The 26332-nt window shown below is 73.5% G+C and carries 21 protein-coding genes and 2 pseudogenes; 10 read left to right on the top strand and 13 right to left on the bottom strand.

What is annotated here, in order from left to right; all coding sequences use genetic code 11:
• Window positions 1–4: 4 nt before the first annotated feature.
• From narI to ABFX46_RS33400, 5 genes are all read right to left on the bottom strand, one after another.
• Window positions 5–784: a respiratory nitrate reductase subunit gamma gene (gene narI, locus ABFX46_RS33420; RefSeq protein ID WP_346047918.1), complete on the bottom strand. Its 780-nt coding sequence runs from the start codon at window positions 782–784 to the stop codon at window positions 5–7.
• On the bottom strand, window positions 781–1467 hold the full coding sequence (narJ, locus tag ABFX46_RS33415) for a nitrate reductase molybdenum cofactor assembly chaperone (protein ID WP_346047917.1): 687 nt from the start codon (window positions 1465–1467) through the stop codon (window positions 781–783). Before narJ ends, narI begins: the two co-directional genes overlap by 4 nt.
• Entirely contained in the window at window positions 1464–3206 is a 1743-nt protein-coding gene (narH, locus tag ABFX46_RS33410; RefSeq protein ID WP_346047916.1) for a nitrate reductase subunit beta, read from the bottom strand. The genes narJ and narH overlap by 4 nt, the downstream gene beginning before the upstream one ends.
• Window positions 3206–6880 carry a nitrate reductase subunit alpha gene (locus ABFX46_RS33405; protein ID WP_346047935.1) on the bottom strand — a complete coding sequence of 1225 codons (3675 nt, stop codon included), beginning with the start codon at window positions 6878–6880 and terminating at the stop codon, window positions 3206–3208. Before ABFX46_RS33405 ends, narH begins: the two co-directional genes overlap by 1 nt.
• A 113-nt stretch (window positions 6881–6993) precedes the next feature.
• Window positions 6994–8235, bottom strand: a complete 1242-nt coding sequence (locus ABFX46_RS33400; RefSeq protein ID WP_346047915.1) for a nitrate/nitrite transporter — start codon at window positions 8233–8235, stop codon at window positions 6994–6996.
• Window positions 8236–8561: 326 nt separating this feature from the next.
• Here ABFX46_RS33400 and ABFX46_RS33395 point away from each other — a divergent pair, with 326 nt between their 5' ends.
• Window positions 8562–11324, top strand: a complete 2763-nt coding sequence (locus ABFX46_RS33395; protein WP_428831338.1) for an FAD-binding and (Fe-S)-binding domain-containing protein — start codon at window positions 8562–8564, stop codon at window positions 11322–11324.
• 5 nt (window positions 11325–11329) lie between these two features.
• On the opposite strand, the gene ABFX46_RS33390 is transcribed toward ABFX46_RS33395, so the two are convergent.
• The gene (locus tag ABFX46_RS33390; RefSeq protein WP_346047913.1) at window positions 11330–12067 is read right to left on the bottom strand and encodes an IclR family transcriptional regulator; all 738 of its coding nucleotides are present in this window, start codon (window positions 12065–12067) and stop codon (window positions 11330–11332) included.
• 108 nt (window positions 12068–12175) lie between these two features.
• Here ABFX46_RS33390 and ABFX46_RS33385 point away from each other — a divergent pair, with 108 nt between their 5' ends.
• Genes ABFX46_RS33385 through dmpG form a run of 3 tightly spaced genes read left to right on the top strand, consistent with a single transcriptional unit; the run spans window position 12176 to window position 14945 of the window.
• Window positions 12176–12970: a 2-keto-4-pentenoate hydratase gene (locus ABFX46_RS33385; RefSeq protein WP_131942263.1), complete on the top strand. Its 795-nt coding sequence runs from the start codon at window positions 12176–12178 to the stop codon at window positions 12968–12970.
• The gene (locus ABFX46_RS33380) at window positions 12967–13920 is read left to right on the top strand and encodes an acetaldehyde dehydrogenase (acetylating) (protein ID WP_163064706.1); all 954 of its coding nucleotides are present in this window, start codon (window positions 12967–12969) and stop codon (window positions 13918–13920) included. The genes ABFX46_RS33385 and ABFX46_RS33380 overlap by 4 nt, the downstream gene beginning before the upstream one ends.
• Window positions 13917–14945, top strand: coding sequence for a 4-hydroxy-2-oxovalerate aldolase (gene dmpG, locus ABFX46_RS33375; protein ID WP_346047912.1), 1029 nt, complete (start codon window positions 13917–13919; stop codon window positions 14943–14945). Before ABFX46_RS33380 ends, dmpG begins: the two co-directional genes overlap by 4 nt.
• 16 nt (window positions 14946–14961) lie before the next feature.
• On the opposite strand, the gene ABFX46_RS33370 is transcribed toward dmpG, so the two are convergent.
• Window positions 14962–15618, bottom strand: coding sequence for an HAD family hydrolase (locus ABFX46_RS33370; RefSeq protein WP_346047911.1), 657 nt, complete (start codon window positions 15616–15618; stop codon window positions 14962–14964).
• 90 nt (window positions 15619–15708) lie between these two features.
• Between ABFX46_RS33370 and ABFX46_RS33365 the strand changes: the two genes are divergently transcribed.
• Window positions 15709–16308 carry a TetR/AcrR family transcriptional regulator gene (locus ABFX46_RS33365; RefSeq protein WP_346047910.1) on the top strand — a complete coding sequence of 200 codons (600 nt, stop codon included), beginning with the start codon at window positions 15709–15711 and terminating at the stop codon, window positions 16306–16308.
• A gap of 19 nt (window positions 16309–16327) precedes the next feature.
• Here ABFX46_RS33365 and ABFX46_RS33360 read toward each other — a convergent pair whose 3' ends face one another.
• The gene (locus tag ABFX46_RS33360; protein WP_346047908.1) at window positions 16328–17170 is read right to left on the bottom strand and encodes a universal stress protein; all 843 of its coding nucleotides are present in this window, start codon (window positions 17168–17170) and stop codon (window positions 16328–16330) included.
• Window positions 17171–17191: 21 nt separating this feature from the next.
• Window positions 17192–18094: a universal stress protein gene (locus ABFX46_RS33355; RefSeq protein WP_346047907.1), complete on the bottom strand. Its 903-nt coding sequence runs from the start codon at window positions 18092–18094 to the stop codon at window positions 17192–17194.
• A 130-nt stretch (window positions 18095–18224) separates the two neighbouring features.
• Between ABFX46_RS33355 and ABFX46_RS33350 the strand changes: the two genes are divergently transcribed.
• Window positions 18225–18791 (top strand): Rv1733c family protein, encoded by a 567-nt coding sequence (locus tag ABFX46_RS33350; RefSeq protein ID WP_346047906.1) that lies wholly within the window; start codon window positions 18225–18227, stop codon window positions 18789–18791.
• Window positions 18792–18864: 73 nt separating this feature from the next.
• On the opposite strand, the gene ABFX46_RS33345 is transcribed toward ABFX46_RS33350, so the two are convergent.
• Genes ABFX46_RS33345 through ABFX46_RS33330 form a run of 4 tightly spaced genes read right to left on the bottom strand, consistent with a single transcriptional unit; the run spans window position 18865 to window position 22356 of the window.
• Window positions 18865–19632, bottom strand: a complete 768-nt coding sequence (locus tag ABFX46_RS33345) for a sigma 54 modulation/S30EA ribosomal C-terminal domain-containing protein (RefSeq protein WP_346047905.1) — start codon at window positions 19630–19632, stop codon at window positions 18865–18867.
• A gap of 50 nt (window positions 19633–19682) precedes the next feature.
• Window positions 19683–20246 carry a GNAT family N-acetyltransferase gene (locus tag ABFX46_RS33340; protein WP_346047904.1) on the bottom strand — a complete coding sequence of 188 codons (564 nt, stop codon included), beginning with the start codon at window positions 20244–20246 and terminating at the stop codon, window positions 19683–19685.
• Between the two features lie 32 nt (window positions 20247–20278).
• Window positions 20279–21271, bottom strand: a complete 993-nt coding sequence (locus tag ABFX46_RS33335; protein ID WP_346047902.1) for a phosphotransferase — start codon at window positions 21269–21271, stop codon at window positions 20279–20281.
• A complete protein-coding gene (locus ABFX46_RS33330; protein WP_346047901.1) occupies window positions 21268–22356 on the bottom strand; it encodes a TIGR03857 family LLM class F420-dependent oxidoreductase in 1089 nt (362 codons plus the stop codon). Before ABFX46_RS33330 ends, ABFX46_RS33335 begins: the two co-directional genes overlap by 4 nt.
• A 334-nt stretch (window positions 22357–22690) precedes the next feature.
• Here ABFX46_RS33330 and ABFX46_RS33325 point away from each other — a divergent pair, with 334 nt between their 5' ends.
• From ABFX46_RS33325 to ABFX46_RS33315, 4 genes and pseudogenes are all read left to right on the top strand, one after another.
• Window positions 22691–23320: a hypothetical protein gene (locus tag ABFX46_RS33325; RefSeq protein ID WP_346047900.1), complete on the top strand. Its 630-nt coding sequence runs from the start codon at window positions 22691–22693 to the stop codon at window positions 23318–23320.
• Window positions 23317–24149 (top strand): annotated as a pseudogene (gene bufB / locus ABFX46_RS43625) (MNIO family bufferin maturase). Before ABFX46_RS33325 ends, bufB begins: the two are co-directional and overlap by 4 nt.
• Entirely contained in the window at window positions 24142–24939 is a 798-nt protein-coding gene (locus tag ABFX46_RS43620) for an HvfC/BufC family peptide modification chaperone (protein ID WP_428831336.1), read from the top strand. The pseudogene bufB and the gene ABFX46_RS43620 overlap by 8 nt, the downstream one beginning before the upstream one ends.
• Window positions 24825–26306: pseudogene (locus ABFX46_RS33315) on the top strand (ferritin-like domain-containing protein). Before ABFX46_RS43620 ends, ABFX46_RS33315 begins: the two are co-directional and overlap by 115 nt.
• Window positions 26307–26332: the final 26 nt, after the last annotated feature.

Here is a 26332-nt window from a genome sequence, read left to right as displayed (position 1 = left end):
GGGGTCAGGGGCGCTGCACGCGCTCCCAGCCCCGGCGCGTCTCGTGCATGCCGAGGTGCTCGTCGCGGCTGCGGTAGACGATGTAGGGCCGCGTCAGGTAGCCGACCGGGGCGGTGAGCATGTGCACCAGCCGCGTGAACGGCCAGATGCAGAACAGCAGCAGCGCGCTCAGCGCGTGCAGCTTGAACAGGATCGGCACGCCGGTCATCAGGTCCGGGTCCGGCTGGAGGTAGAACACCGACCGGAACCACGGGGAGACCGTCTCCCGGTAGTTGTAGCCGTCGCCGACGATGTTGGCGGCGACGGTGGCGGCCAGCCCGATCGCGATGGTGCCGGTGAGCACCACGTACATCAGCTTGTCGTTGCGGGTGGTCGCGAGGAACACCGGCCCGACCGTCCGGCGGCGGTAGATCAGGATCGCGAGGCCCGCCAGCGTGCAGAACCCGGCGATCGTCCCGAGGACCACGGCGACGATGTGGTACATGTGCTCGGTGATGCCGACCGCCTCGGTCCAGCCGTCGGGAATGATGAGCCCGCCGACGTGGCCGAGCGCGACGACCAGGATCCCGAAGTGGAACAGCGGGCTGCCGATGCGCAGCAGCCGCCGCTCGTACAGCTGGGACGAGCGGGTCGTCCAGCCGAACTTGTCGTAGCGGTACCGCCAGATGTGCCCCAGCACGAACACCGCGATGGTGACGTAGGGCAGGGCGACCCACAGGAGGGTGCCGACGACGCCCGGATCGCTGCCGCTCTCGGCGGCGAGGACGGGCAGGGTGCTGGTCATGAGGGCGCTCCAACGACGGGATCGGGCAGCAGGACGGGCCCCATGGCGGCCGCGTCGGCGCCGTAGGGGGCGAGGCCGACCGCCTCCTCGGGCGGCCCCTCGGCGATGAGGCGGGCGACGGCGTCCTCGGTGCGGCCGGTCAGCGGCGGCAGCGTCGCCGCGACCGCGTCCAGGACGGGCGCCCACGGCGACCCGGCCTCGGTCAGCGACAGGCGCAGCAGTTCCAGGCCGGCGCGGTGCTCGAGCAGCAGCCGCCGCCCCTGCGCGGGGTCGCCGGTCGCGGCGAACTCCAGCACCACGGCCAGGTGGTCGGGCAGCTCGCCGTCGTCCAGGTCGAGCCCGGCCGCCTGGTACGCCTGCTTGAACCGCAGCAGGGCCATGCCCCGCTTCCGGGTGTCGCCGTAGGCGTAGTAGGTCAGGTAGAGGCAGCACCGCTTGCGGTAGTCGAACGTGGCGACGTAGTCGGCGGCGAGCTCCCGCGGCGGCGTCGCGTCCAGATGGTCGAGGACGCGGCCGAGCGGCGCGGCGACCGGCTCCGGCAGGCCCGCCACGGCGCGGCGGAGCAGCGGGCGCCGCCCGAGCAGCTCCTCGTCGGGGTAGCCGATCAGCAGCGACGCCGCCTGCCAGGCGGTGGCCAGTTCGGCGTCGGTCAGGCCGGCCTTCTTCCCGGGTTTGATCCTCACGGCTTCGGCTCCGTTTCGGCGGCGCCCGAGTCGGCGGGCGGGTTGGTGCCGCCCGGCCCGACCTCCGAGTCGCCCTTGCGGTCCGGGAACAGCCCGGCGGGGGCGCCCTTGCCGTCCCAGTTGAGCAGGTTGACGCGCTTGTGCTTGTCGGCCGGGTCGACGGGGCTGTCGGAGGTCTGCCGCGCCTGCAGCATGTGGAAGTTCTCCACCGCGATCGGGTTCGGCCGCCCGGACGCCTCGCCGAACGGGCCGGAGCCGCCGGGCAGCCCCGCGCCGCCCATGCCGGGGCCGCCGTCGTAGTTCAGGCTGCACTCGGTGGCGATCTCCTCCAGGCTGTGCGCGTCCTCGGCGTGCGCCGTCGGGATCACGTACCGCTCGTCGTACTTGGCGAGCGCCAGCAGCCGGTACATGTCGTACATCTCCTCGCCGGACATCCCGACGCCCTCGGGGATGGCGAGGTCGGGCTCGCGGCCGAGGTTGATGTCGCGCATGTAGGAGCGCATCGCGGCGAGCCGGCGCAGGACGCCGTCGACGACCGCGGTGTCCCCGGCGGTGAACAGCTCCGCCAGGTACTCGACGGGGATGCGCAGCGCGTCGATCGCCGCGAACAGGTTGCCCTTGTCCTCGGCGTCGTGGCCGGTGTCGCGGATGACGTCCACGACCGGCGACAGCGGCGGGATGTACCAGACCATCGGCATCGTCCGGTACTCCGGGTGCAGCGGCAGCGCCACCTTGTAGGTGTTGATGAGCGCGTAGATCGGGGACCGCTGCGCGGCCTCGATCCAGTCCTGCGGGATGCCCTCCCGCTCGGCCGCCGCGATGACCTCGGGGTCGTTCGGGTCGAGGAACACGCCGCGCTGCGCCTCGTACAGGTCCTTGTCGTCCGGCGTGGACGCGGCCTCCAGCACCTTGTCGGCGTCGTAGAGGATCAGGCCGATGTAGCGGAGCCGCCCGACGCACGTCTCCGCGCACACCGTCGGCAGGCCGACCTCGATGCGCGGGAAGCAGAACGTGCACTTCTCGGCCTTGCCGGTCCGGTGGTTGAAGTACATCTTCTTGTAGGGGCAGCCGGACACGCACATCCGCCAGCCGCGGCACTTGTCCTGGTCGACGAGGACGATGCCGTCCTCGGTGCGCTTGTAGATCGCGCCGGACGGGCAGGACGCCGCGCAGGACGGGTTGAGGCAGTGCTCGCAGATCCGCGGCAGGTAGAACATGAAGGTCTTGTCGAACTCCATCTTCACCTTGTCGGAGATGTCCTTGAGCAGGACGTCCTTGCCGCCGTGCTCCACCGACCCGCCGAGGTCGTCGTCCCAGTTCGCCGACCAGGAGACCTTCATGTCCTTGCCGGACAGCAGCGACTTCGGCCGGGCGACCGGCGTGTGCTCCTGCAGCGGCGCGTTGGTGAGGGTCTCGTAGTCGTAGGTCCAGGGCTCGTAGTAGTCGTCGATCCCGGGCAGCTTCGGGTTGGAGAAGATCGTCACCAGCTTGTGCCAGCGGCCGCCGCCCCTGAGCGCGAGCCGGCCGCGCTTGTTGAGCACCCAGCCGCCGCGCCACTTCTCCTGGTCCTCGTACTGCCGGGGGTAGCCCTGCCCGGGGCGGGTCTCGACGTTGTTGAACCAGACGTACTCGACGCCGCTGCGGTTGGTCCACGCCTGCTTGCAGGTGACCGAGCAGGTGTGGCAGCCGATGCACTTGTCGAGGTTCATCACCATCGACATCTGCGCCATGACGCGCATTAGTACTGCACCTCCTGGGAGCGGCGGCGGATGACGGTGACCTCGTCGCGCTGGTTGCCGGTCGGCCCGAGGTAGTTGAACGCGAACGACAGCTGCGCGTACCCGCCGACGAGGTGACTCGGCTTGATCAGCAGCCGGGTCAGGGAGTTGTGGATGCCGCCGCGGCGGCCGGTCGTCTCCGCGCGGGGGACGTCGATCAGCTTGTCCTGCGCGTGGTACATGTACACGGTGCCCTCGGGCATCCGGTGGGTGACGATCGCGCGGGCGACGACGACGCCGTTGCGGTTGACCGCCTCGATCCAGTCGTTGTCGCGGACGCCGATCTTGGCCGCGTCCACCCCGCTCATCCAGATCACCGGGCCGCCGCGCGACAGCGACAGCATGAACAGGTTGTCCTGGTACTCGGAGTGGATCGACCACTTGTTGTGCGGGGTGAGGTACCGGACGGTCAGCCCCAGCTCGCCCTTCTCCCCGAGCTCCGGCTCGCCGAACAGGGCGGACATGTTGAGCGGCGGCCGGAACGTCGGCAGCTGCTCGCCCAGCTCGGCCATCCAGTCGTGGTCGAGGTAGAAGTGCTGCCGTCCGGTGAGGGTGTGCCAGGGCTTCAGCCGCTCGACGTTGATGGTGAACGGCGAGTAGCGGCGCCCGCCGCTCTCCGACCCCGACCATTCCGGGGAGGTGATCACGGGCACGGGCGCGGCCTGGGTGTCGGCGAACGTGATCTGCTTGCCCTCGTGCTCGGCGGCGAGGTCGGCGAGCCGGGTCCCGGTGCGCCGCTCCACCGTCTTGAAGCCCTGGGTGGCCAGGTGCCCGTTGGTGGTGCCGGAGAACGCGAGGATCATCTCGCAGGCGTGCACGTCCCGCTTCAGCGACGGGCGGCCGTCGGCGGGCCCGCCGCGTACGACGCCGTTCTTGTGCTTGAGGTACTCGACCTCCCGCTCCAGGTCGAACGTGACGCCCTTGGTGGTGGCGCCGAGCCGCTCGGCGAGCGGGCCGAGCGCGGTCATCTTCGCCGCGATGGCCGGGTAGTCGCGCTCGACCGTGACGAGCTTCGGCATCGTGACGCCGGGGACCGGCTCGCACTCGCCCTTCGCCCAGTCCAGGACGCGGCCGTGCGGGGTGGCCATCTCGTCGGGGGTGTCGTGCAGCAGCGGCACGGCGACGACGTCCTTGCGGACGCCGAGGTGCCCCTCGGCGAGGCGGCTGAACGCGGTCGCGATGTCCTGGAACGCGCGCCAGTCGCTGCGGGTCTGCCACGGCGGCCCGATCGCCGGGTTGAACGAGTGCACGAACGGGTGCATGTCGGTCGTGTTCAGGTCGTGCTTCTCGTACCAGGTCGCCGCCGGCAGCACGATGTCGGAGTAGACGGTGGTGCTGGTCATCCGGAAGTCCAGCGACAGCAGCAGGTCGAGCTTGCCGGCGGGGGCCTCGTCCCGCCAGACGACCTCCTCCGGCCGGACGTCCGGCGGCGTCTCCTCGGCGCGGACGGCGTCGGCGGCGCCGAGCAGGTGCCGCAGGAAGTACTCGTTGCCCTTCGCGGACGACCCGAGCAGGTTGGACCGCCAGACCGTGAGGACGCGGGGGAAGTTCTCCGGCGCGTCGGGGTCCTGGCAGGCGAACTTGAGCCGGTCCGCCTTCAGCTCCTCGACGATGTACTCGCCGGGCTGCTTCCCGGCGGCCTCCGCCTCGTCGGCGAGCGTCAGCGGGTTGCGGTCGAACGTCGGGTAGGACGGCATCCAGCCGAGCCGCGCCGCCTGCGCGATCACGTCGGCGGTGGACCGGCCCGCGAACGTCCCGCCGCCGGTCGCCGCCGACAGGGCGCCGGCGTCGAACTGGTCGTAGCGGAACTGGTCGGTGTGCAGGTACCAGAACGCGGTGCCGATCATCTGCCGGGGCGGGCGGGACCAGTCGAGCCCGAACGCCAGCTGCGCCCACCCGGTGACCGGGCGGCACTTCTCCTGCCCGACGTAGTGCGCCCAGCCGCCGCCGTTCACGCCCTGGCCGCCGGTCAGCGTGGTCAGCGCGAGGAACGTCCGGTAGATGGTGTCGGAGTGGAACCAGTGGTTGGTGCCCGCGCCCATGATGATCATCGACCGGCCGCGGGTCTCCTCGGCGTTCGCCGCGTACTCGCGGCCGATCCGCTCGGCGGCCTGCGCCGGGACGCCGGTGATGGTCTCCTGCCAGGCCGGGGTGCCCGGCTCGGACGCGTCGTCGTACCCGGTCGGCCAGGAGCCGGGCAGGCCGTCGCGGCCGACACCGTACTGGGCGAGAAGCAGGTCGAACACAGTCGTGACGAGGTGGCCGCCGACGGTGCGGACCGGGACGCCGCGCCGCAGCGTGCCCGGCGCGCCGTCGATGCCGTCGAACCGGGCCAGCTCGATCTCGACGGCCTCGCCGCCCTCGCCGCCCGCCACCGACAGCAGCGGGTCGGCGTCGCCCAGGTCCAGGTTCCACCTGCCCTCGCCGGACTCGCCGAAGCGGAAGCCGAGCGACCCGTTCGGGACGAGCGGGCGGCCGGTGGCCGCGTCCAGGATCACGGTCTTGAACGCGGCGTGCTCGGACTCGGCCTCGGCGCCCGGCAGGTCGGCCGCCGTGAGGAACTTGCCGGGGACGTACGCCCCGTCGCGCTCCTCGACGCGCACCAGGAACGGCAGGTCGCTGTAGCGCTTCACGTAGTCGGTGAAGTACGGGACCTGCCGGTCGACGAAGAACTCCTTGAGGACGACGTGGCCCATGGCCATCGCCAGCGCGCCGTCCGTTCCGGGCTGGGCGGCGAGCCACTCGTCGGCGAACTTGACGTTGTCGGCGTAGTCCGGGGACACCGCGACGACCTTCTGGCCCCGGTAGCGGGCCTCGGTCATCCAGTGCGCGTCGGGGGTGCGGGTGACCGGGACGTTGGAGCCCCACATGATGAGGTAGCCCGCGTCCCACCAGTCACCCGACTCGGGGACGTCGGTCTGGTCGCCGAACACCTGCGGGGACGCCACCGGGAGGTCGGCGTACCAGTCGTAGAACGACAGCATCGTCCCGCCGAGCATGGACACGAACCGGGCGCCGGACGCGTGCGACACCATCGACATCGCCGGGATCGGGGAGAACCCGGCGACCCGGTCGGGGCCGAACTCCTTGATCGTGTGGACGTGCGCGGCGGCGATCATCTCGGTCGCCTCGTCCCACGTCGCCCGCACCAGGCCGCCGCGCCCGCGCGCGTCCTTGTAGGTCCGGGCCTTCTCCGGGTCGGAGACGATCTCGCGCCACGCCTGCACCGGGTCGCCCGTCCGGGCCCTGGCCTCCCGGTACATCTCCAGCAGGACGCCCCGGACGTAGGGGTAGCGCACCCGCGTCGGCGAGTAGGTGTACCAGGAGAACGACGCGCCGCGCGGGCAGCCGCGCGGCTCGTACTCGGGGCGGTCCGGGCCGACCGACGGGTAGTCGGTCTGCTGCGCCTCCCAGGTGATGATGCCGTCCTTGACGTACACCTTCCAGGAGCACGACCCGGTGCAGTTCACCCCGTGGGTGGAGCGCACCACCTTGTCGTGCGACCACCGGTCGCGGTAGAAGGCGTCCGCCTCCCGGCCGCCCTTCTTGGTCATGGTCCGCAGGTCCGGCGACACGCGCGTGCGGGTGAAGTACCTGCGCGTGCTCACCAGCGCGTCTTCCAACGGGCCGTCCATCCCTGGCCGGCCGGTGGTCGAACTCAACTCGGATCCCCTTCTTCCACATCATCTAGGGAGAAATCGCTCCCATAGCGCATCATCCCGCCGATCTTCGGCGGGATGATGCGATTTCAGGTGTCCTGGCGCGTCGCCACGGCGCGCCGGACGGTCGTCGCGGTGAACACCGCGGCCGCCGCCGCCACGAGGGAGAGCAGCAGCAGGCCGATGCGGTACTCGCCGAGGCTGCCCCACAGGGCGCCCATCAGCAGCGGCGGGACGAACCCGCCGAGGCCGCCCGCGGCGCCGACCACGCCGGTGACCGCGCCGACCTTGTTCGCGGGGGCCAGCCGGGCGACGAGCGCGAACGTCGCGCCGCTGCCCGCGCCGAGCGCGGCCGCCATGGCCAGGAACGCGATCGTCCCGACCGGCATCAGCGCCGGCGCGAACGACTGGGCGACCGCTCCCGCGACCGTGACCGCCAGCGACACGGTCATCACCCGGACGGCGCCGAGCCGGTCCGACAGCCAGCCGCCGACCGGCCGCATCACCACGGCCAGCAGCACGAACCCGGCCATCCGGTTCGCGGCGTCGGCCTGCGAGAGCCCGTACTCGGCCTTCAGGTAGGTGGGCAGGTACACCGAGAAGGCGACGTAGCCGCCGAACGCGACCGCGTACAGCGCCGACATCTGCCAGGTGACGCCCAGCCGGGCGGTCGCGGCGAGCCGCTTCGCGAGGGGCTCGGTCGGGGCGGTGCGGCCGGGCGCCTCGCGCAGGACGAACCACGCGGCGACCGCGTACACGGCGAGCAGGACGGCCATCACCACGAAGGGGGTCTCCGTCCCCCACCTGTCGGCCTCCTTGACCGTGGTCAGCGCGCTGACGGCGGTTCCGCCCATGCCCGCGCCGAAGATCCCGATCGCGAGGCCGCGCCGCTCCGGCGGGAACCAGGCGTTCACGAAGGGGACCCCGATGGCGAACGCCGTCCCGCCGATGCCCAGGAAGAAGCCGCCGGCCAGCAGGGCCGGCAGCGACGAGTGCCCCGCGAGCCCCAGGTAGAGGACGGGCACGATCGTGATCAGCGACACCGCGGGGAACATCACCCGCCCGCCGAACCGGTCGGTCAGCGCGCCCACGGGGATCCGCCCGAGCGACCCCACCAGGACGGGTACCGCCACGAGCAGCGACTGCTCGAACGACGTCAGCTTCAGCGCGTCCTTGAGCCCCGGCGCGAGCGGGCTCAGCAGCGCCCACGCCCAGAAGTTCACCGCGAATCCGAGGGTGGCCATCACCAGCATGACCCACGGCCGCCCGCCTCCGGCGTGCCGCTCGGGCTCCGCCGGCCCGGGTCCGGTCCTCTGCCGAGCTTCAGTCACCTGCCGCACCATTTTCCATCGCTCCCAGCGCAGTGCCGTTGGGCCTTCCCCAACCTCCGGCGGGGTAACCATGATCGCCATCCCGCCACTACTCACCCTTTCGGACACCGGGATCCGTCAAAAGGGACCTTCGTCCCGCCGAAAGGCCCCCTAGGGCCCCCGCCGGGCAGCGGACCGCGCGGCGCCGGTACTACCGTCGTCGGCAGGAGTTCATCCGAGGTCACGGCGGGTCGGAGGGCGGGGCAGTGGGCGATCATCGCGGGGTTGCGGAAGCGCTGCGGGAGGCTGGGGTCGGCGGGGTGGACGACTCGGCGCTCGCGCGGGCCATGTACTCGTCCGACGCGTCGCTCTACCGGGTGCCGCCTGCGGTCGTGGTGACGCCCCGGGAGGTCGAGGAGCTTCCGGTCGTGCTCGGGGTGTGCCGGGACGCCGGGGTGCCGCTGACGATGCGGGGCGCGGGGACGTCCATCGCGGGCAACGCGGTCGGGCCGGGCGTCGTGGTGGACGTCAGCCGCCACCTGAACCGGGTCCTGGAGATCGACGCCGAGGCGGGGACGGCGCTGGTCGAGCCGGGCATCGTGCAGGCGCGGCTGCACCAGGCGGCGGCGGAGCACGGGCTGCGGTTCGGGCCCGACCCGTCCACCCGGACGCGGGCCACGCTCGGCGGCATGATCGGCAACAACGCGTGCGGGTCGCGGGCGCTCGGCTACGGGCGGACGAGCGACAACGTGCTGGGCCTCGACGTGGTCACCGGGTCCGGGGAGCGGCTCCGGCTCGGCGACGTGCCCGGGGCGGCCGCCGGCAGCGCGCTCCTCGACCGGCTCCGCGGGCTCGTGGGCGAGAACCTGGCGCTGATCCGGACGGAGTTCGGGCGGTTCGGACGGCAGGTGTCCGGCTACTCGCTGGAGCACCTCCTGCCGGAGAAGGGGTTCGACGTCGCGCGGGCGCTGGTCGGCAGCGAGGGGACCCTCGCGCTGACGCTGGCCGCGCGGGTGCGGATGGTGCGCGAGCCCGCGCGCCGGCTGCTGGTCGTGCTCGGGTACGGGTCGATGGCGGAGGCCGCCGACGCGGTCCCGGCGATCCTGCCGCACGGGCCGGTGGCGTGCGAGGGGCTCGACTCGCGGATCACCGCCGTCATGCGGGAGCGGCGCGGCGCCGACGCGGTGCCGCCGCTGCCGAAGGGGTCCGGGTGGCTGCTGGTGGAGCTGGCCGGCGCGGAGGCCGGTGCGCTGCGGAGCACCGCGCGGAAGGTCGCCGGCGACTCCGGTTGCGTCGACTCGATGGTCGTGGAGGACGCGGCGCTCGCCGAGGCGCTGTGGCGGATCCGCGAGGACGGCGCCGGGCTCGTCGCGCGGACGCCGGACGGCGAGCAGGCCCACGCGGGATGGGAGGACGCGGCCGTCCCGCCCGAGCGGCTGGGCGCCTACCTGCGCGAGTTCGAGGCGCTGCTGGCGGAGTACGGGCTGTTCGGCGTCCCGTACGGGCACTTCGGCGACGGGTGCATCCACGTGCGGATCGACTTCCCGTTCGGCCGGGCGAAGGGCACGCGGGTCTTCCGCGACTTCCTGAACGAGGCGGCGGCGCTCGCGGCGCGGCACGGCGGCACGATGTCGGGCGAGCACGGCGACGGGCGGGCCCGGAGCGAGCTGCTGCCGCACATGTACTCGGCCGAGGCGCTGGCGCTGTGCGCCGCCGTGAAGGACGCCTTCGACCCCGACGACGTGCTGAACCCCGGGGTGATCGTCCGTCCGGCGCCGGTGGACGCCGATGTGCGCGCCGTGCAGCTCGTCCCGCTGAACCGGGGGCTCGGTCTCGCCTACCGGGACGACCGCGGCGACCTGTCGCGGGCCGTGCACCGCTGCACGGGCGTGGGCAAGTGCCGCGCCGACAACACGGCGGCGGGCGGCGTGATGTGCCCGTCCTACCTCGCGACCCGCGAGGAGAAGGACTCCACGCGGGGGCGGGCCCGCGTCCTCCAGGAGGTCGTCAGCGGGAAGCTCGGCCCGGACGGCTGGAAGTCCGACGCGCTGCACGACGCCCTCGACCTGTGCCTGTCGTGCAAGGGGTGCGCGTCCGACTGCCCGACCGGGATCGACATGGCGTCCTACAAGGCGGAGGCGCTGCACCGGCGGTACCGGCGCAGGATCCGGCCGCGCGTCCACTACGCGCTGGGCCGGCTCCCCCGCTGGACGCGCCTCGCGGCGAGGGCGCCCGCGTCGATCGGGGCGGTCAACGCGGTGATGCGGTCACGCGCCCTGAAACCCCTCCTCGCCTGGGGCGCGGGGATCGACCGGCGGCGGTCGCTGCCCGCGTTCGCGCCCGTGACGTTCCGGCGCTGGTTCGCCTCCCACCGCAGCCCCGAGGGCCGGCACGGCGACGTCGTCCTGTTCGTGGACACCTTCACCGACGCGTTCTCCCCCGAGGTCGGCAAGGCGACCGTGAAGGTGCTGGAGCACGCCGGCTACCGCGTGACCGTCACCGAGAACCCGGTGTGCTGCGGCATCACGTGGATCTCGACGGGCCAGCTGGACGGGGCGCGCGCGCAGGCGCGGCGGACCGTCCGGGCGCTGCTCCCCCACGTCCGGCGCGGCGCGAAGGTCGTCGGCATGGAGCCGTCCTGCACGGGCGTGCTGCGCTCGGACGCCGAGGAGCTGCTGCGCGGGGTGGACGCCGCCGCCGCGCGCGAGGTGGCCGCCGCGACCCGCACGCTCGCCGAACTGCTCGGCGAGACCGCGGACTGGACGCCGCCCGACCTGTCCGGCGTCACCGGCATCGCGCAGCCGCACTGCCACCACCACGCGGTCATGGGCTGGACGAAGGACGCCGCCCTGCTGAAGCGGGCGGGCGCGGAGGTCGCCCGGGTCGGCGACTGCTGCGGCCTCGCCGGCAACTTCGGCGTCGAGAAGGGCCACCACGACGTGTCCGTGGCGGTCGCCGAGACCCGGCTGCTGCCGGCCGTCCGCAACACCCGCGAGGACGAGGTCGTCCTCGCCGACGGCTTCAGCTGCCGCACCCAGCTGACCGACCTGGCGAACCGGGACAGCGAGCACCTGGCCGAACTCCTGGCCCGCCACCTCCCCACCCCCTGACCCCGTCAACGGGAGAGGGTGCGGGAGAGGGTCAGGGCGGCGGTGTGGACGGCCGGGGCGACCGCCGTCAGGTGCAGTTTCGTGGACCAGCCCGAGACGGACAGGGCGCCTATCGCCAGGCCGTCGGCGCCCAGGACGGGGCTGGCGGCGCAGACGATGCCGGCGCCGGACTCCTCCCGGTCGTAGGCGACGCCCTCGCCGCGGATCTTCTCCAGCTCCTTCGCGAGCAGCCCCGGCGCGACGACGGTGCGCTCGCTCCGCTTGACCAGCCCCGCGTCCAGCACGGCCTGCACGGCCTCCGGCGGCGAGAACGCAAGGATCGCCTTGCCCACCCCGGTCACGTGCGCGGGCAGCCGCCCGCCGATCCGCGACGGCATCCGCGGGCCGCCCGGCGAGCCGAGGATCTCCACGTAGACGACCTCGGTGCCCTCCAGCACCGCGAGGTGGACGGTCTGCCGGGTCGCCTCCCGCAGGTCCGACATGTAGGGGACGGCGGCGTCCCGCAGCACCCGCTGGCGCGGCACCCGCTGCCCGATCTCGAACAGCCGCAGCCCGAGCCGCACCCGCGCCCCGTCCCGCTCCAGCAGGCCCGCCTCGGCGAGGTCGAGGGCGATGCGGTGGGCGGTCGACTTGGGCAGGCCGCTGCGGCGGGCGAGCTCGGCGGCGCCGAGGCCGTCGTCGTCGGCTCGGAAGGCGGTGAGCACCGCGACGGCGCGGCGCAGGTAGCTGTCTTCGGGCGGCACGGCCCCACTGTAGAAGACGTGTCCCACCACGCGGGACGCGCGCGTTGCCCGCCGCGGTCCGGGCGGGGGAGGCTCGGGCACGGCAGACGAAACGAAAGGACGGCCCCAATGGATCCGGGTTCCGTGGAGAAGGCGGCGGCGGCGCTGCTCGACGCGTACGCCGCCCGCACTCCCATCTCGCCGCTGACCAAGGACCACCCGGACATGTCGGTGGCCGACGCCTACGCGGTGCAGCTGGCCCAGGTGCAGGCGTGGACGGCCGCCGGCGCGCGGATCAAGGGCCACAAGGTCGGGCTGACGTCGGCGGCGATGCAGCGCCAGATGGGCGTGGACCAGCCGGACTTCGGCGTCCTGCTGGACACGATGTTCCTGCCGGAGAGCGCCCCGATCGACACGGGCCGGTTCCTGCAGCCCCGCATCGAGCCGGAGATCGCGTTCGTGCTGGGCCGCCCGCTCGCCGGGCCCGGCGCGACGGCGGCGGACGCCGTCGCCGCCGTCGACTACGTGCTGCCGGCGCTGGAGGTCATCGACTCCCGCATCGCGGACTGGAAGATCACCCTGCCGGACACGATCGCCGACAACGCCTCCAGCGGCGGCGTCGTGCTCGGCACCCGCCCCGTCCGGCTGGACGACCTGGACCTGTCGCTGATGGGCTGCCTGCTGCGCCGCGACGGCGACCTGATCGACACCGGCGCGGGCGGCGCGGTGCTGGGCTCGCCGATCAACGCGCTGGTCTGGCTGGCCAACGTGCTCGGGGAGCGCGGCGTGACGCTGGAGGCGGGGCACGTGGTGCTGCCCGGCTCGATCACCGCGGCCGTGCCGGTCGCCCCCGGCGAGACCCTGACGGCGACGTTCGCCGGGATCGGTTCTGTGACCGCCCGGTTCGGAAAGGAGCAGAAATGAGCGAAGCGAACCGGGGGGCGCGGGGGGTCGCCCCCTCGCAGGAGGCCGGCACAGTGAGCAAGCTGACCGCGGCCATCGTCGGGCCGGGCAACATCGGCACCGACCTGCTGGTCAAGCTGATGCGCAGCGAGCTGATCGACGTCCACTCGATGATCGGCGTGGTGCCGGAGTCGGACGGGCTGGAGCGCGCCCGCAAGCTGGGCGTCCCCGCCTCGGCGGAGGGCGTGGACTGGCTGCTGAAGCAGCCGGAGCTGCCCGACATCGTGTTCGAGGCGACCTCGGCGAAGGCGCACCTGGCGAACGCCCCCCGCTACGAGGAGGCGGGGATCACGGCGATCGACCTGACGCCGGCCGCGGCGGGCCCGCTCGTGTGCCCGCCGGTGAACCTGGACACGCTGTCGGACGCCCCGAACCTCAACATGATCACCTGCGGCGGGCAGGCGACGATCCCGATCGTGCACGCGGTGTCGTCGGTCGTCCCGGTCCCGTACGCGGAGATCGTCGCGTCGATCGCGTCCCGCTCGGCCGGTCCCGGCACGCGCGCGAACATCGACGAGTTCACCCAGACCACGGCCCGCGCGATCGAGACGGTCGGCGGCGCCACCCGGGGCAAGGCGATCATCATCCTGAACCCGGTCGACCCGCCGATGATCATGCGGGACACGGTGTTCTGCGCGATCCCGTCGGACGCCGACACCAAGGCGATCCAGGAGTCGATCGAGAAGATGGTGGCCGAGGTCGCCGTCTACGTGCCCGGCTACACGCTGCGCGCCGAGCCGCAGTTCGACGAGCCCCGCGACATCTGGAACGGGATGGCCCGGGTCGCGGTGTTCCTTGAGGTCCGCGGGAACGGCGACTACCTGCCGCCCTGGGCCGGCAACCTCGACATCATGACCGCGGCCGCCGCCCGGGTGGGCGAGCAGATCGCGCGCAGGAAGGTGGCATCGTGACCGCGGACAAGATCAGGATCACCGACTCGACGCTGCGGGACGGCAGCCACGCGATGGCGCACCGCTTCACCGAGGAGCAGGTCCGCGGCGTCGTGCACGCGCTGGACTCGGCGGGCGTCGAGGTCATCGAGGTCACGCACGGCGACGGCCTCGGCGGCTCGTCCTTCAACTACGGCTTCTCGCTGGAGGACGACGTCAAGCTCGTCGCCGCCGCCGTGGACGAGGCGACCCGCGCCAAGATCGCCGTCCTGCTGCTGCCGGGCCTCGGCACCGTCAACGACCTGAAGATGGCGCACGACGCGGGCGCGTCCGTCGCCCGGGTCGCGACGCACTGCACCGAGGCGGACGTGTCGCTGCAGCACTTCGCCGCCGCGCGCGACCTCGGCATGGAGACCGTCGGGTTCCTCATGCTGTCGCACCGGGTCGGGCCGGAGGAGCTGGCGAAGCAGGCCCGGATCATGGTGGACGGCGGCGCGCAGTGCGTGTACGTCGTCGACTCGGCGGGCGCGCTCGTCCTCGGCGAGGCGCAGGAGCGGATCAGCGCGCTGGTCAAGGAGATCGGGCACGAGGCGCAGGTCGGGTTCCACGGGCACCAGAACCTGTCGCTGGGCGTCGCGAACTCGGTGCTGGCGCAGCAGAACGGCGCCCGGCAGATCGACGGGGCGCTGTGCGCGCTCGGCGCCGGGGCGGGCAACTCCCCCACCGAGGTGCTGGTGGCGACGTTCGAGCGGCTCGGCGTCCCGACCGGCGTGGACGTGCAGGGCGCGATGGCGGCGGCGGACGACGTCGTGAAGCCGTTCCTGCACCGGCTGCCGTTCGCCGACCGGGGCGCGATCACGCAGGGCTACGCGGGCGTGTACTCCAGCTTCCTGCTGCACGCCGAGCGGGCCGCCGAGCGCTACGGCGTCCCGGCGCACGAGATCCTGCAGAAGGTCGGCGAGGCCGGCTACGTCGGCGGCCAGGAGGACATGATCATCGACGTGGCGCTGCAGCTGCGCGCCGAGCGCGAGCGCGCGGAGTCCTGAGCCCGGCTCCCGAGGCTCAGGCCAGGGGGCTCGCGTCGAGGTCGGCGAGGAGGGCGCGGGGGTCGTCGTAGACGGCCGCCGCGCCCGCCTTCTGCAGCTCCTCCCGGCTCCAGCCGCCGGTGAGGACGCACACGCAGCGCATCCCCGCGCGTTCGGCGGCCTCGACGTCCCAGCGGGTGTCGCCGACGAACACGGCGCGCTCCGCCGGCACCCCGGCCCGCTCCAGCGCCAGTTCCACCAGGTCCGGGGCCGGTTTGCTCTGCCCCACCTCCGACGCGGACGTGGCCTCGTCGATCGCGTCGTCGGCGTCCAGCGCCGCGCGCAGCGCCTTCAGCTCCGGGACGGCGGCTGAGCTGGCGAGGACGACCCGCCGCCCCCGCCCGGCGCAGGCCCGCAGCAGGTCGGCGGCGCCGTCGAAGGGGGCGAGCCGCGACCAGAACTGCGCGTACAGGGCCGTGTGGGCCGACCGGATCGCGTCGTCGTCGCCGCGGTCGCGACCGTCCGGCAGCAGGTGGTCGAGCAGCTTGTCCGAGCCCATGCCGATCGCCCGGTGGATGCGGCCCATCGGGACCGTGTGGCCGTACTGCCGGAACGCCTGCCACCACGTGGTGGCGTGCAGGTAGTTGGTGTCGACCAGCGTCCCGTCGACGTCGAAGAGCACGGCATCGGTCATGCGGGGGCCTCTACCCGCTCCGGCGGCGGCCAGTCGCACCGCGGCCGCGACGATCTTTGCACGGTGCAACGGCTGGGATAGCTTGGCGGCATGACCCACCAGGACCCCGCCGGTGGGAGCGGCGCGTCGACTCCCCGCGGGCGGGCGCGCAGGGAGCAGCTCGTCCGGATCGGCCTCGACCTGCTCGCCGAGGGCGGCTGGCCCGCGGTCACCGCGCGCGCCGTCACCGACCGCGCCGGCACCCGTCCGGGGCTGCTCCACCACTACTTCAACGGGCTGCCGGGCCTGCACGTCGCGGTCGCGCAGCGGGCCGGCGAGATGGTCGTCGACCCGGTGGTGGACGCGATGCTCGCCGCGCCCGACACCCCGTCGGCACTGCGCGCCCTGCACGACCAGGTACCGCGCATGGTCGCGGGCGAGCGCAATCTGCGGCTCGCGGCCGAGCTGCTGGTCAGGGCGCTGCGCGACCCGCGGATGGGCGCCGAGCGGCGGGACTGGTCGCGCGCCGTCCGGGCCCGGACCGCGGCGCGGCTCGGCCAGCTGCGCCCGGACTGGCCGGCCGAGCGCCGCGAGGGCACCGCGATGCTGTTCACCGCGGTGCTGGACGGCCTGCTGCTGCAGCTGATCCTCGACCCGGACCTGCCGACCGGCCCCGCCCTGCACGCCACCGAGGCGCTGGTCGCCGAGTAGCGGCGGCCCGGCGGGCCGGTCAGTCGCGGGGTGCGTGCGCGACGGCGACCGGGCAGGCGGCGTGCTGCAGCAGCGCGTGGCTGACCGAGCCGAGCAGCAGGCCGCGGAACCCGCCGAGCCCGCGCGACCCGACGACGAGGAGCCGGGCGTTCTTGGCCGCGCCGAGCAGCACCTCGCGGGGCGGGCCGATGAACACCTCGGTCCGGACGGGGACGCCCGGGTACCGCTCCCGCCAGGGCTCGACGAGCCGGGCCAGCCGCTCCCGCGCGACCTCGCGCAGCGCGTCGGCGTCCACCAGCGGGGCGCCTCCGGTGTCGGCGTCGGCGGGCCAGGCGACCACCGCGGCCAGGTCGGCGCCGCGCAGCGCGGCCTCGGCGAACGCCAGGCCGAGCGCCTCCAGCGAGGCGGCGGAGCCGTCCACGCCGACGACGACCGGCCCGCCGGCCCGCGGCTCCCGGACGACCACGACCGGGCACGGGCCGTGCCCGGCGAGCTCCAGTCCCGTCGAGCCGAGCACCAGGCCGGTGAACCCGCCGCGCCCGCGCGAGCCCACCACGACCAGGTCGGCGCCGCGGGACGCCTCCAGCAGCGCGGTCGTCGACCCGCCGCGGCCGAGGACCGCGTGGACCTCGCCGGCCTCCTCGCGGGCGAGCTTCGCGCCCTCGGCGACGACCTCCTGCGCCGCCGCCCGCAGGTCGGCGACGGGGATCGCCATCGGCCCGACCGCCGTGAACGCCTCCCACGCGTGCACCACGGTCAGCGGCACGCCGCGCAGCCGCGCCTCCTCGGCCGCCCAGCGGACGGCCGTCCCGCTCTGCTGGGACCCGTCGTAGCCGACCACCACTCCGCGTCGATCGCTCATCGTCGCTCCCTCCGTCGGTTCCTAGCCTTGCCGGGCGGGGACGCGGTGATCAGAGGCGACGGTCCGCGCGTCCCGGGACCTTCGTCCCGGCACGATCGCGACGGTGCGCCGGGCGCGGCGCAGCACCGCGGCGGCGGTCGCGCCGAGCGGGTCGACGCCGGTGCCCCGCTCCCCGAGGACGACGAGGCCCGCGTCCTCCGCGGCCTCCTGCAGGGCGTCGAACGGCCGCTCCAGCAGCGGCGACATCTCGATGCGGAGGCCGGGGTGGCGGCGGCGCCACGGCTCGACGGCCGCCTCCAGTTCGGCCGCGCGGGTCCGCTCCAGCAGCGCCCGGTCGTGGAACAGCGCGAGCTCGGACTCGGCGACCGCGCCCGGCTCCCAGTAGCCGTGCACGACCCGCAGGTCCCAGCCGCGCAGCGCCGCCTCCTCCGCGGCGAAGCCGAGGGCCGTCCCGCATCCGGGCGACCCGTCGACGCCCACGACGACCCGGTGCGGCACGGTGCCGCCGCGGACCGCGACCACCGGGCACGGGGAGCGCGCCGGCAGCTCCAGCGCCGTCGCCCCCGGCTCGTCCGGCCCGGGCGCGCCGACCACGATCAGCTCGGCCCCGGCGGCGCCGCGCAGCAGCGCCTCGGCGGCGGGCCCGCGCCGCAGCCGCTTGCGGACCGCGCCGGGCACGCCCAGCTCGTAGGCCAGCCGGACGCCGTGGTCGAGCAGGTTCGCGCCCGCCCGCTTCATGATCGTCTCGATGCCGGGGTCGGTGTGGCCGGCGGGGTAGGGCCAGTGCCAGCAGTGGCACATCACGAGCCCGATCCGGCGGAGCCTGGCCTCCTCGACCGCCCAGCGCAGGGCCGCGTCGTTCTCCGCCGTCCCGTCATAACCGAACAGGACGTGCGGCCACCGTGTCTCCTCTTCGCCGTTCATGGGTGCCTCCCTCCGTCCAGTCTGCGCGCCGCGGTACCCGTACAGAAGGGGACGAAGGTCCCACGGCCCGGGACCTCCGGGCCTGCCGGGGATTTCGACCGGCGATTACCGTCGCGGGAGAGGAGGAGAGATGGGAACGCTCGGACGCGTCCGCCGCCGGTTCGGTTTCGACCGCAACGACCTGCGCCGCGCCGTCGACCGCCGCCAGTGGGCGGTCGGGGTCGGCGCCGTCGTCCTGTTCGCGGGGCTCGCGCCGCCGGCGTCCGCCGCGCTGGCCGCCCAGGCGTACCGGCACGGCGTAGAGGCCGAGCTGGCGCAGGCCGCGAACCACCGGATCGACGCCCGCGTCACCGGGCTGAACCGGCAGGACGGCCCGGGGCTGCGGCACGCCTACGCGGAGCTGTCGTGGACGTCCCCCGACGGCCGCCCGCGCACCGCGATCGTCCCGGCGGACCCGTCCGTGAAGCCGGGCATGCGCCGCGAGATCTGGGTGGACGGGTCCGGCGCCCTGGCCCGCGCTCCCCGCACCCGGACCGACACCATCGCGACCACGGCCGCGACGGGCGTCGTGACCGCGGCGGCCATCGGCCTCCCCCTGCTCGCCCTGTACCTGCTCACCCGCCGCCGCGCCGACCGCCGCCGCGAGGCCATGTGGGACGAGAGCTGGTCGGCCCTGGCCCACCGCGAGATCTTCTGACACCGATTCCGCAGCGGCGGGAACGCCGCCCCGGCCTCACCGGGGCGGCGCCCTTCGTGCGGCTTCGCGCGGGCTACGGGGTGGATTCCAGGAGGCCGTAGTGGCCGTCGTAGCGGTGGTAGAGGATCTTCCCGCGTCCGGTATCGGCGTCCGCGAAGAACAGGAACGGCAGGCCGAGCGCCTCCAGCCGCTCGACCGCCTCCTGCTCGCCGATGCGCGGCGCCGGGTGCGGGCTGACGGTCAGCGGGACCGCCACCGGTCCGTCGCGGCGGGCCTCCGGGTCGGCCAGCGCGATCCGGTAGCCGCCGTCCGCCCGGTAGAGGACGGCGTCCTGGCCGGTCCCGGCGTCGGTGAACAGCCAGAAGTCGTAGTCCATGACGTCCATGTCGAACGCGGCCTCGTCCGGCGTCTGGGTGTCCGGCGCGAACGTCTTGCGGCGCACGATCTCCCGCTCGCCCGGCGGCAGGTCGCGGCGGGCGGGCCGGTGCGCGTGCCGCCCGGCCTTCGGGGCGCGGGACGCCTCGCGCCGGCCGCCGATCCGCTCGAACCGGGCGCGCAGCAGGTCCGGCAGCAGGTCGATGGCCTCCTGCATCGTCGCGGCGGCCGCGTGCACCCGGACGAGGCGCCCGTTCACGTCCACGGTGGCCTGCGCCATCGCCGGGCGCTCGACCGCCGGGTCGGGCGCGGTGGCCAGCTTGACGCGGGCGAACAGCACCGGCTCGGGCGCCTGCCGGAACGCCGCCGCGACCTTGACCCTGGCCGTCTCGGCGAACCGGTCCGGAACGTCGCCCCTGACGTCGAAGACCACGTCGGGAGCCTGCGGGTTTCTCACGTTCACCATCCGTCCCCCTTTTCCGTCTTGCCTCTACTCTCGGCGACGGCGAGCCCCTGTCACCAGGGACGAACGTCCTTCCAGGCCGCAGCGGTGAGGCGGTACAGGACGTGGCGCCGCAGGCGGTGGCCCTCGGGGACGAGAGGGTGCTCGAAGTCGCCGGACGGGTCGTAGGCCATGCCGATGCGCTTCATGACGGCCTGCGACCGCACGTTGGGAGCGCTGGTGAAGGAGACCACTTCATCGAGACGGGCCTCGTCGAACGCGTGGCCGAGTGCGCGCCGGGCGGCTTCGGTGGCGTAGCCGCGGCCCCACGCGGACCGGGCGAGACGCCAGCCGATCTCCGCCGCCGGGGTGAAATGGACGTCGAAGCGCGGCACCGACAGCCCGGTGAAGCCGACGAACTCGCCGGTGCCGGCGACTTCGAGGGCCCATAAGCCGAACCCGCTCTCCTCGAAGCGCCTCTCGATCCGGTCGACCAGCGCATCGCTCTCAGCGCGGGGGAGGGGCGCCGGGAAGTGCTCCATGACCTGCGGGTCGGCGTTCAGCGCGGCGAACGGCTCGCGGTCGGCCCCGGTCCAGCGGCGCATGATCAGGCGGTCGGTCCGAAGTGTGGGCGTCACCGGTCGACCCTACGCCGCCGGACGGCCCTCGTTCATGCCGCCGGGTGGTCCCTGAGCGCGGCGCAGGCGCGGGCGGCCATCGCGAGGAACATGGCGTCGCCGCGCTCGGTGGGCGTCCCGTAGGCGCAGCCGAGGACGATGATGAGCGGGGCCTGCAACAGCGCGAAGCGGTAGTCGTCCCAGCAGAGTTCGAGCGGGTAGTCGCGGACGCCGTGGGAGACGAGGGCCTCGTGGTAGTGGGCGACGAGGTCGCGCTCGTGGGCGCGGCGGTCGGCGGCGCTGAGGCTCGTGGCCAGGAAGTAGGACAGGTCGCGGGCGGGGAGCCCGATGGTGAGGGTCTGCCAGTCGACCGCGACGGGGGCGCCCTCGGGCGGGAACAGCAGGTTGTCGAGGCGGTAGTCGCCGTGGACGAGCCCGAAGCGCTCGGCGCGGCCGGTCAGCCACGGCCCCACGGCGCCGGCGGTGCTTCGCAGGGTGTCCTTGTCCTCGGCGCCGAGCCGGTCGGGGAAGCGGTCGATGAAGACCTCGACGGCGGGGCCGTAGACCTCGGCGAGGGTCGCGGCGTCGGTGGCGTCCGGGCGGGTCAGCCCGCCGACGTCCAGGAGGGACGGGTCGCACCAGCGGGGGCCGTGCAGCCCGGCGAGGCCGGCGACGCAGTCGCGCGCCCGCCGGACCGGGCATCCGGCGATCTGGTCGCCCTGCACCGCCGGGGCGAGGTCCTCCAGCAGCAGGACGAACTCGGAGGTCTCGGGGTCGATCTCGGCGTGGTGGCAGTGCGGGGTCCGGATGCGGACCGTCCCGGCGATGTCGCGGTAGAAGAGCACCTCGGTGCGGTAGGTGCCGCCGAGCATGGCGCGGACGGCGGGGTCGGCGGCGGGCAGCTTCGCGACGAGGCGCGGCGGGACGCCGCTGCCCGTCAGGCTGAGCCGGTAGACGGCGCCGATCTGGCCGGTCCCGATGGGCTCCATCGCGACGTCGTCGACGCGGCCGTGCAGGACTCCGCCGAGCCACGGCGCGGTGATCACCGCGGGGCCCGGCCGGGGTTGCGGGGCAGGCCGTCGAAGCCGTCCGGGCGGACGCGGCGGTAGGCGGCCAGCACGGGGGCGAGTTCGGCGGGCGTCGCGCCGTGCAGGATGACGCCGTCGGCGCCCGCGCCGAACTGGTCGAGGACGCGGGCCGCGCAGCGTTCGGGGGAACCGGTCGCCGATGCCGCGAGCCACTCGTCCGGGATCAGCCCGGCCACATGCCGCAGATCGTCGGCGGTGCCGACGACGTCGAACGCGCCCGGATAGCCCGAGACGAGGTCGTCGGCGCGGAACCGGGCCAGCACCGCCGGGTCCCAGCCGTTGACCCCCACCAGCAGGTCGCCGTAGCCCTGCAGGTAGGTGGCGAGGCGGCCGACGAGCTTGCGGAGCCGCGCCTCCTCGTCCAGGTGGTCGCCGACCGTGGCGAGCACCGACCAGACGCGGACGGACGCGGGGTCGCGCCCGGCCCGGTCGGCCCCGCGCCGGACCGCGGCGACGGCCGCGGCGAGGGTCTCGTCGGTGAAGAAGGTGTGCAGGACGACGCCGTCGGCGACCCGCCCGGCGAACTCCAGCGTCCGCTCCCCCATCGCGGTGAGGATGACCGGGATGTCCTCGTCGAAGGACGGGTCCTGGCTGAGGTAGGGGAAGTTCCCGGCCGGACCGTCGTGCCCGGCGACCGCCTCGCCGCGCCACAGGCGCCGCAGGATCCCGATGACGTCGTCGAGCTGCGCCGTGGTGACGCGGGGCAGGCCCATGACGTCGAAGAGCATGTCGAACCCGCGGCCGAGGCCGAGCGCGAACCGGCCGCCGGACAACCGGTGCACGGTCGTCGCGAACGTCGCGGTCAGCAGCGGGTGCCGGGTGTTGTGGTTGGTGGCGGCGGTGGCGATGCCGATCCGCTCGCCGACCGCCGCGGCGGCGCCGGACAGTGCGGCGGCCTCCTTGGTGGTGAAGCGCTCGGAGAGGAACACCGAGCCGAGGCCCAGCCGCTCCCCCTCGGCGACCTCGCCGATCAGGTCGCGGGGGCTGCCCGAGTGCCCGGCGAGCCCGTAGAAGCCCAGTTCGGGAAGATCGGCGCTGTGCACGAGGTGGAATCTAGTCTGGACAACTGTCCACAATCAAGGGGGCCACACGACCTGGGCGAACCCCCGCATCCGGTCGCGAGCCGCTCATGGTCGACACCGTCGGAAGCCGGAAGAACCGCTCGCACCCGCAGACGAGGATCCCGAACCCGTTCACGGCCCCAACCCGTCCGACTGATGTGACCAATCAGCGCCCGGCGCGGGCGCGGCCGGGTCGCCTTCCGGCACTGATTCGGCCATGCCCGCGCCAACGCGCCCGCCCGCCGGCTTATCGATCTTGCCTTTCGGCAAGGGTGACCTGCGAAAACGCGTCGGTCCGGAGAATTCGGGGGCAGGCATGGGCAGCAAGGGGCAGCGGTACGACGGGCATGGGGAGGACGCGGGAACGGAGGTGCTGTCCGCGCCGGAGTACGCGGAGGCGCTGAGATACGACATGAGCGGAGTGAGCCCCGGCACACCCGCGGCGAGTTCCGGCGAGAGCTCGTGCGGCTCGCCGGTCAAAGGACTCGAGCAGCACGTCTGCATGGGCCTCAACTCGTGCGGCGGCTTCGACATCGACCGGAGCGCCCGCATGGCCGGGGCCGGCAACTGCGCGACCGTGCGGCACGTCTGCCACGGCGAGGGGAACTGCCGCGGCCAGGGCGGCTGCGGCTACGCCGGCAGCGACGAGCAGCAGTGGCGGCCCGGTGAGCAGGCGTGCCGGTACAACGGCAGCTGCGCCGTCCCGATCAACGTCAGCCGGGTCTTCAGCAACGGGCCGATGAAGGGCAAGAGCGTCTGGGAGCAGGCGCGGCGGCTGATGGAGGACCGCATGTACCGGGCCGGGCTGGCGTTCGCGCCGTCCCCGGGCGAGGGCATACCGGACGGCATGATCCCGCATTACGACATCGACGACGAGAAGATACCGCCGCCGCCGCAGTCCACCGCGAAGAAGCGGGGCGACGGCACGACGCAGTCCAAGAAATGACGGCCGCCCGCTCACTCGGATTCGGCATCGGACTTCGTTCACCGCATATCGGATATGTACTGCGGCACACCCCGCCGGTGGGATTCTTCGAGGCGGTCTCGGAGAACTATATGGACTCCGCGGGGCGGCGCCGCCGCGACCTCGCCGAGGTCGCCGAGCGGTACCCGGTCGTGCTGCACGGCATCTCGCTGTCGATCGGCGGCACCGACCCGCTCGACTTCGGCTACCTCGCGCGGCTGCGGGCGCTCGCCCGCGACGTGCGGGCCGTGCTGGTGTCGGACCACCTGTGCTGGACGGGCGTCCTCGGCCGCAACACCCACGACCTGCTCCCGCTGCCGTTCACCGAGGAGGCGCTGGCGCACGTCACGGCGCGGGTCCGGGTCGTCCAGGAGTTCCTGGGCCGCCGGCTGCTGCTGGAGAATCCGAGCACCTACGCCGGGTTCACCGCGTCCACGATGCCCGAGCAGGAGTTCCTGTCCCGGCTGGCCGAGGACGCCGACTGCGGGCTGCTGCTGGACGTCAACAACGTCTACGTGTCGGCGGTGAACCACGGCTTCGATCCGGTGGAGTACCTGCGCGCGCTGCCGTTCGACCGCGTCGGGCAGATCCACCTGGCCGGGCACACCGACTACGGCACCCACCTCATCGACAGCCACGACGCGCCCGTCGCCGACCCGGTGTGGGCCTGTACCGGACGGCGGTGCAGGCCGCGGGGGACGTCCCGACCCTGCTGGAGTGGGACGACCGGCTCCCCGCCTTCCCCGTGCTGGAGGCCGAACTCGGCAAGGCGCGGCGGATCGCCGCGGCGGCCCCGGCGCACCATGGGTGAGCTGGCGGAACTCCAGGCGTGGATGCACGCCGCGATCCTCGACCCGGACGGCCCGGCCGAAGACGCCGCCGGCGTCGTCACCGCGTCGGCGCGGCTGACCGCGCGGGAGCGGCTCGCGATCTACTGGCGCGGCTACCGGCTGCGGCTCCTGGAGTGCATGCGCGGCCTGCATCCGGGCCTGGTGCACCTGCTGGGCCGGGACGTCTTCGACGGGTTCGCGCTGGATTTCCTGGACGCCCACCCGCCCCGCGCCTACACCCTCTTCCGGCTGGACGAGGGCTTCGCCGCCCACCTGGCGGAGACCCGTCCGGACGGCGCCGAGCACTGGCCCGACATGATCATCGACCTGGCCCGGCTCGAGCGGGCCGTCACCGAGGCCACCGAGGCCCCGGGGACCGAAGACGCCGGCCCGCCGGGGACGCGGGACGCCGCCCCGCCGGAGGCGCCCCTGCGGGCCGCGCCCTGCCTGCGCCTGCTGCGGCTGACCTGGCCGGCCCACGAGTACCTGGCGGCCGTCCAGGACGGCGCGGACCCGCCGCTGCCCGCACCGCGACCCGTCCACCTGGCCGTCTCCCGGCGCGACTACGCGCTCGTGGTGCGCGAGCTCGGCCCGCGCCCCTTCGCGGCCCTGGACGCCCTCGCCGGGGGCGGGGCCGCCGGCCCCGTGCCCGCCGGATGGCTTCGGGAGTGGACCGCGCTTGGCTTCCTGACCCGCGCCGAACGGCTCGGCGCGGCGCACGACCCGGCCGGGGCCGTCCCGGCTCCGATGGAAAGGAACACCGCACGATGAACGCCATGAGCACGGCCGAGGGCACGCGGCAGGACCCGTCGATCGCCCCGGTCGACGCGCAGCGGGGGATCGAGACCGTCAAGGACCTGATCGACCACCTGCACGCCGCGGCGCAGGTGGAGATGTCCACGATCCCGCTGTACCTGTTCTCGCTCTACTCCCTCAAGGTCGGCGGCCACTCCCAGTGGTCGGCGCCGCGCGGCGTGCTGCGCTCGCTGACCGGCATCGCCATCGAGGAGATGCTGCATCTCGCGCTGGTGCGCAACCTCATGGTCGCGATCGGGGCCGGGGACCGGATCACCTTCTACGACCGCAAGTTCCTCCCCGGCTACCCCGGCACCATGCTCCACCGGTACAACGACAAGGACCCCGACGGGCGGGAGATCGAACTCGCCCTGAAGCGCCTGTCCAAGAGCCACGTGAAGACGTTCCGCCGGATCTAGATGCCCGACGACGTCAACGTGAAGGCGAAGTCGTTCAAGGGCCATCCCGAGCGTCCCGGGCAGTACGCCAGCCTCGGCGAGTTCTACCGCGCGATCGAGCTCGGCTTCGTGCTGCTCGACGACCAGATCAAGTGGGACATCGCCAACGTCCGCAAGCAGTACAGCCGCGGCTTCTGGAACGAGTACGGCCACGGCAAGCCGATCCGCGTCTACAACCTGGAGACGGCGCTCCAGGCCCTGGAACTGATCATCGTGCAGGGCGAGGGGTCGGCCGAGAACCGCGAGCGGACCCCGACCGGCGTGGGGATGGAGGACTTCACCCACTACGAGAAGTTCCTCCGGATCGAGCAGGGTGAGGAGGGCATCGGCGCCGGCAACGGCAGTCCCGAGCACGAGCTCAGCATCGACGACCCGGCGGTCACCTGGCCCGTCATCGCCAACCCGAAGATCGCGGCGTTCAAGACGGGCCACCCCGGCATCCACAGCCTGATGGAGCTGTTCAACGCCGCCTACTGCTACACGCTGTGCCTGCTGGACGAGACCTACAAGCACTCGACCGACGACCTGGAGGAGAGGGTGGTCTACACTCCCCCGGCCCACCAGGGGGACGAGGCCGGGAAGAAGGCGGAGAAGAGGGTGCCCCGCACGGAGCGGTTCAGCCATCGCTACCGGCTGGAGCGCAACGACATCGCCGCCATGCAGGGGATCCTCTACCCGATCGCGCAGTGCCTCGTCAGCACCCCGATCGACCCGCGCGACCCCGCCTCGCCGCACGCCGCGCCGTCCTTCGAGTTCTACGACTTCGGCGCCGCACCGAAGAAGCGGCAGCTCGAGCAGCTGTGCGACAAGGCGATCCAGCACTTCCCATCGCTGGGCGGCCCCGACGGCGTCCGCCGCCAGATCTCCCTGCTCGCGGAGGTCTGACCCGGCCCGCCGGCAGCACCGCGGGG

It is taken from the genome of Actinomadura chokoriensis, from assembly GCF_039529475.1.
GTDB lineage: Bacteria > Actinomycetota > Actinomycetes > Streptosporangiales > Streptosporangiaceae > Spirillospora > Spirillospora bangladeshensis.
The sequence above is the reverse complement of the archived record's forward strand: the minus strand, read 5'-3'. Positions and strand labels throughout refer to the sequence as shown.